Here is a 6,652-nt window from a genome sequence, read left to right as displayed (position 1 = left end):
GATGGCCGGGCAAATGTCCCAGGTCTCACAGGCATGGCACGCATCAGAACCGCCGCGGACCTCACAATCGTCACAGTCAGTTAGCACAACGGTGGTCCATCACGACCACCTCACCTCGCTTACCGGGCTGACAGCGGCCTGCGACCGCATCCAGTGGAGCCTGAACATCGAACACGGCCCGATCTGGCGCGTGGGCCACTTGGAGACGCCCGACGAAACGCGCGTACTGATCGCGATCCATCACCTGGCCGTGGACGGCGTTTCCTGGCGCGTGCTCCTCGAAGAACTGCAAACCGCCTACGAACAGGCCGAACGCGACGAACCAATTGCACTGCCGGCGCCGTCGATGTCATGGCGCGCCTGGGTGCGCGCGCTCGATCAATATTCGCACTCCGATGTAGTTCAGTCCGAATCCAGTTGGTGGCAGAACGCGCTGAGTGTCCTCGATGAGGCTTCGGAACTTCCGTTGCGTGCACCCGCAGGCACGCGCGTCGCCGAAAGCGAAACCATCGACTGGACACTCGACGCAAGCCGCACGCGCGATCTGCTGCAAAACGCGTCGCGCGCCTACCGCACGCGCGTCGACGAGTTGCTGCTCGCCGCGCTTGCGCAGGCGCTGGGCGCGTGGAGCGGCGCGACTGAAATTGCCGTCGAACTGGAAGGCCATGGCCGCGAAGACGTGATCGACGGTGTCGACCTGAGCCGCACCGTCGGCTGGTTTACGACGCGTTTCCCGGTCGCGCTTCCAGGAGTCCCGGCAGCACCTGGCGATGCGCTCGTTGCGGTCAAGGAGCGCGTGCGTGCCGTGCCTCACAAAGGGATGCACTGGGGGCTGCTCGACGCGAGCCGCGTGCGGCAGCGTCCGGCGATCAGCTTCAACTATCTCGGGCGCTTCGATCAGTCGTTCGATCCGGCGTCGCGCTTCACCTTCAGCTCCGATGCTGCAGGCAGCAGCCAAGGGCCCGGCGCGCGCGTCGATTACGCGCTCGACCTCAACGGCATCGTCACCGGCGACTCGCTGCTGCTACGCTGGCGCTTCGACCCGGCACGCATTGCGCGTGAAAGCGTCGAGCGCATTGTCGCGGCGTTCGATCAGCACGTCGACGCACTGATCGCGCATTGCGTTGCCGCACCGCCGGGCGCGACAGCGTCGGATTTCCCGTTGTCGGGCCTCGACCAGGTGCAGTTGCGCGCGCTGCGCCTGCCGCTTGGCGGCGTCGCCGATATCTATCCGGCCACGCCATTGCAGCAGGGCTTGCTCTATCACAGCGAGTTGCAGCAGGGCGAGGGCGTCTATGTGAACCAGTTGCTGCTGACGCTCGGCGGCCGACTCGACGCCGCCGCCTTGCGCGCCGCCTGGCAGGCCGCCATCGCGCGGCATGACATGTTGCGCACGCGCTTCGAGTGGCGTCATGGCGAAGCGGCGTTGCAGATCGTTCAGCGCGAGGCCGTGCTGCCGTTTGCGGTGCACGACTGGCGCGATGCACACGACTACGACGCGCGCCTCGCCGCGTGGCGCGCGGCGGACATCGCTGCCGGCATCGATGCGTCGCGCGCGCCGCTGATGCGTGTGAACGTGTTCCGGCGTCCAGATGGCCGCTTCGACCTCGTGCGTACCCATCACCATGTGCTGACCGACGGCTGGAGCGGCGCACGTCTGCTCGCCGAAGTATTCGACGACTACGAGCGTGCGTTGGGTGTTTCGCCGCGCGACGGTGCGCGAGCCGCCGCGGGCATGCCGCCACCGTACCGGCGCTATGTCGAGTGGCTCGCTGTGCAACCCGATCCACGGGATTGGTGGAGCGAGCGGCTCCCCGCTGCCGACGATACCGGCACGCTCACAGCCAGCCTTGTCGCGCCCCTCGGCACAGATTCGAACGAGACGGCGAGCGTGCCACCCAAGCTCACGCTCGGACTGGACGCGCCGCTCGATGCGCGGGTGCGCCGCGCTGCGCAGCGGCATCGCGTGACGCTCAATACGTTGATGCAGGGTGCGTGGGCCGTGCTGCTCGCGCGGGTGAGCGGCATGCGGACGGTGGCCTTCGGTGTCACGGTGTCGGGGCGGCCCGCATCTCTGGCTGGATCGGATGAAATGTTCGGACTGTTTATCAATAGCCTGCCCGTGTTTGCAGCGGTGCCCGGCGAGTTGGCGATACCGGCCTGGCTCGACGAATTGCAGGCCTACAACATGCAAATGCGTGAGGTCGAGCATACGCCGCTATCGTCGCTGCAGCAGTGGGCGGGTCGCAGCGGCGACGCGTTGTTCGACAGCCTGATCGTGTTCGAGAACTATCCGGTTGTGGCCCGAGCGGCGTCCACGGAAACTGATGCGCTGCGTGTGGAGCACGTGGATTCGTTCGAACGCACGCACTATCCGCTGACGCTGACGATCCTGCCGGCGACGCACATCGAATTGCAATGGCAGTGGGACAACCGGCGGCTCACACCCACTCAGGTCGAGCAGTTGCAGCGGCAATATCTCGGGCTGCTTGATCAGCTCGCTGACGACGGCGAGCACGCGCCGCGCTTCGTCGGTGAACTTGCGGTGCGGCGAGCTGCGCCGCGTGCCGAGCCGTTGCCAGAACCCGCGCCGCTCGCGTGGCACGAGCGCTTCTCGGCTGAGGCCGCGCGCATGCCGCATCGCATCGCCATCCGGCAAAATGGCGAAGCATTCGACTACGCAACGCTCGCCCGTTGGTCCGCAACGATCGACGCGCGTTTGCGTGCGAGCGGCGTCGCGCGAGAGCAGTGCGTAGCCGTCTGCATGCGCCGCTCGCCGGCGCTGATTGCCTGCATGCTCGGCGTGTGGCGCAGCGGCGCGGCGTATGTGCCGCTCGACCCGTCGTTCCCGGCCGAGCGCCTCGCTGCCATGCTGGACGACGCGCGGATAACGCGGGTCATCGCAGACGAAGAAGGGCGCGCGCGGCTCGGCGGCGCGCTCGACGGTCGTATCGTGGTGAATGGTGGGATCGGCGCAGAGGTCGGAGTTGCGGAGGCTGCCGAAGTTGTTGAAGCCGGTACAGCTAGCAAGGCCACCAACGCTTCCGGGGCTACCCGTGTCCCTGAAACCGTCGTCCAGGCGGCCACAGTGCCGCCACCCGTATCGCCGTGCACCGGCTCCGAACTCGCCTACGTGATCTACACGTCAGGTTCGACAGGGCGACCCAAGGGCGTTGCGGTTTCTCACGGCGCGCTGGCGAGGCTGCTCGCGAGTGTCGATGTCGTCATGGGAATCGATAAGGATGACGTACTATTGTCGGTCACTACACCGTCGTTCGACATTTCACTGCTGGAATTCTGCCTGCCGCTCATGAAAGGCGCTTGCGTCGAAATGGCCGACGCCGCCACCGTCGCGGACGGCGCTGCGCTCGCGCGGCTTATCGACGAAAGCGGTGCAAGCGTCATGCAGGCAACACCGAGCGGCTGGCGTCTGCTGATCGAATCGGGTTGGCGCGGTGCGTCGCGTGGACGACTCACTGGCATCGCCGGCGGCGAGCCGTTGCCCGCAGACCTGACGGTTCAACTCGCGCAACGCGGCGTCGATTTGTGGAACCTCTACGGCCCGACCGAAACGACGATCTGGTCGACTTGCGCCCGGGTGCGCCAAGGCGGAGCGGTCACCATTGGTCGCGCGCTGCATGCGAACGCGCTGCGCATCGTCGACGCGAGCGGACAGTTGACGCCGCAAGGCGGCGTCGGGGAGCTGTGCATCGGCGGCGACAATCTTGCGCGCGGTTATCCGGGTCGCGCCGGACTCACCGCCGAGCGCTTCGTGCCTGATCCGTACGGGCCGCCGGGCGCGCGGATGTACCGCACAGGTGACCTGTGCCGCGAGCGGCCCGACGGCGAGGTCGAATGCCTTGGCCGGATCGACCAGCAGGTCAAGCTGCGCGGTTATCGAATCGAACTGGGCGAAATCGAGGGGGCACTGCGCGACTACGACGGCGTGCTCGACGCCGCAGTCGCGCTCGTGCCGCGCGCGGGTGACGCCGAAGCGCGGCTCGTCGGCTATGTGGTGGGCCAATCATCCGCGGAACCGGCAGGCTGGCGCCAGACGCTTGCCGCGCGTCTGCCGGGCTACATGGTCCCCGCGGCGCTCTACCAGATCGACAAGCTGCCTCGCACAGCGAACGGCAAGCTCGATCGCAACGCGCTCGCGCGGTTCGAGGTGTCGCCGCAAAGCGAGGTGCAGTGGGCGGAGCCATCGGGCGAGATCGAAGGGCTGACGGCGCGGCTGTTTGGCGATGTGCTGGGGCTCGCGCGTGTCGGCGCCGACGACGATTTCTTCGCGCTCGGCGGCCACTCGCTCGCGGCGGTGCGATTGATCGCCAGACTGTCGGAACAGCTCGGACGCAAGGTTGCGCTCGCGGCGCTGTTCGACAGTCCTACACCGAGGCTGTTGGCTCGACTGCTCATGGACGTTGTGGATGGAAACCCGCAGGTCGACGTGTCGCCGGGAAAGATCGGGAACGATGAGTTGCACGCGCTCGATGGACTGTTCGATGCGCTGGATTGAGAAGCGAACACCATGCGCGGGCGCGACGCGCTCGCTTACCTATTCAGACTGACCAGACTGACGTCATGCAGACCACGACCCGCAACCAACTGGCCGCCGCGCCGGATTCTTCCACAGGCATCGGCGACGCGCCGAGCCACGCGCTCGCGATCGCGCGCAAGTACGCGGCACTGTCGCCGGAGCGTCGGCGCCGTTTTCGCGAGAAGGCGAGCGAGCAGGGCATGGATCCCGCACGTCTGCCGATCGTGCCGTTGTCGCGCGAGGCCGGCGACGCGAACGATGCAGACGGCGTACCTTCTTCGCCCGGCTCCGCGCGTTACCCCCTTGCGCCCGCACAGGAGCGCCTGTGGTTCTTGTGGAGACTCGATCCGCAGAACCCGGCGTACAACCTGTCGCGCACCCTACGGTTGACGGGACGTCTCGACGTGCCTGCATTGCGCCGTGCATTCGGTGCGCTCGTCGCACGCCATGGCGCACTGCGTACGCGCTTCGTAGAGACGCGCGGCGTGGTGGCGCAGCACATCGGCGACGGCGCGCACTACCTGTGGCGCGAGCACGCGCTCGAAGACGCCGCGCAACTGAGCGACATGCTGCGTGCCGCCGCGCGCGAGCCATTCGACCTGGTGAAGGGGCCGCTGCTGCGTGTCGATCTCATCGCGATCGGGGCAGAGCGTCACGCGCTCTCGATAGCCGTGCATCACATCGTGTCCGACGGCTGGTCGCAGTCGCTGCTCGTTCGCGAACTCGCGGCGCTGTATCGCGCGGCGCTCACGGACCAGAACGCGCCGCTGGCTCGCGCGCTGCCGCCCGTCGAAATTCATTTCGGCGACGTCGTTGCATGGCAGCGTGAATGGCAGGACGGCGCGCCCGTCGACAACCTCGCGTACTGGACGCAGCGCCTCGGCACCGAGCGTCCCGCGCTCGAACTGCCATTGGACCGACCGCGCGCTGCGGTGCGCGGCATCGAAGGCGGACGCGCGCGGCGCGACGTCGCCCCAGTGCTCGCCGGGCGCTTGCGCGAACTCGCGCGCGCGCAGCGCACGACGCTTTTCACCGTACTGCTCGGCGCGTATGCCGCCTTGCTGTACCGCTATAGCGGGCAGCCGGGCGTACGGATCGGCGTGCCGTCGGCGGGACGGCAGCGCAGCGAGACAGAAGGGCTGATCGGCTTTTTCGTCAACACGCTCGTGATCGACGTCGACGTGGACGGCCGCATGCCGTTCGGCACGCTGCTCGCCGGACTTCATGAGCGTGTGCTCGAAGCGCATGCGCACCAGGGGGCGCCGTTCGGCAGCATCCTCGACGCATTGCGGATCGAACGCGATCTCGGGCGCTCGCCGCTGTTTCAGGTGATGTTCAACCTCGAGCAGGCGACGAGTAGCGCGTCTGTGGCGATGCCAGGACTCGTCGTGGAGCCGGAGGCAGGCGGCACGGACACGGCGCGTTTTGATCTTGTGCTGAACGTAGTGGACGACGGGCACGGCCTGCGCCTGATGTTCAACTATGCGGCGGATGTGTTCGATGCAAGCACCGTCGAGCGAATTGCATTGCAGTACGAATCGATTCTCACGCAGATGGCCGAGGACGCCGCGCAACGCGTTGGATCGGTGACGCTGCCTCGTCGGTATGAAGCAGCACCGTTGCAGCGTTGTGCGTTCGAGTCGCTCGGGATGGCGCTCGCGACGCAGGCGAAGCGCTCACCGGATGCGATTGCGTTGCGCTGCGAGGACGAATCGCTCACCTATGCGGAACTGGACGCGTGGTCGGCGATGCTGGCCGCACGGCTCGCCGCGCGAGGCGTTGGCGCCGAGCGGCGCGTGGGGCTGTGCGTGGCGCGCGGCCCGGCGCTGATTGCAGCGCTGCTTGGGATCATCCGCTCGGGCGGGGCGTTCGTCCCGCTCGATCCTGAGTATCCGCCCGCGCGTCTTGTGCAGATGATCGACGACGCGGGCATCGTGCAGGTGGTGGCCGATAGCGCTAGCGCGAAGCAGATGGCGGCGGTGCTGGCGGGGTGTGAGGTGGTTGAGGTGGGAGGCGCCGTCTTGGCGACTCAGCCGGATGACGACGCAAGCGCGGAAACAGCGACAGCAGCGGCAACAGACTTCCTCGACGCCCCCCTTCATCCCGACCAGCTGG

2 protein-coding genes are annotated in these 6,652 nt (G+C 67.2%); both read left to right on the top strand.

The features are described from left to right. The first annotated feature begins 91 nt into the window (after window positions 1-91). Complete coding sequence (locus BCA01S_RS34035) at window positions 92-4,516, top strand: non-ribosomal peptide synthetase (RefSeq protein WP_027780665.1); 4,425 nt, start codon at window positions 92-94, stop codon at window positions 4,514-4,516. Window positions 4,517-4,581: 65 nt separating this feature from the next. Then, window positions 4,582-6,652: condensation domain-containing protein (locus BCA01S_RS34030; RefSeq protein ID WP_027780664.1), on the top strand; the 2,071-nt coding region annotated here is incomplete at its 3' end.

The sequence above is a fragment of the Paraburkholderia caledonica NBRC 102488 genome (genome assembly GCF_000685095.1).
Lineage (GTDB): Bacteria > Pseudomonadota > Gammaproteobacteria > Burkholderiales > Burkholderiaceae > Paraburkholderia > Paraburkholderia caledonica.
The sequence above is the reverse complement of the archived record's forward strand: the minus strand, read 5'-3'. Positions and strand labels throughout refer to the sequence as shown.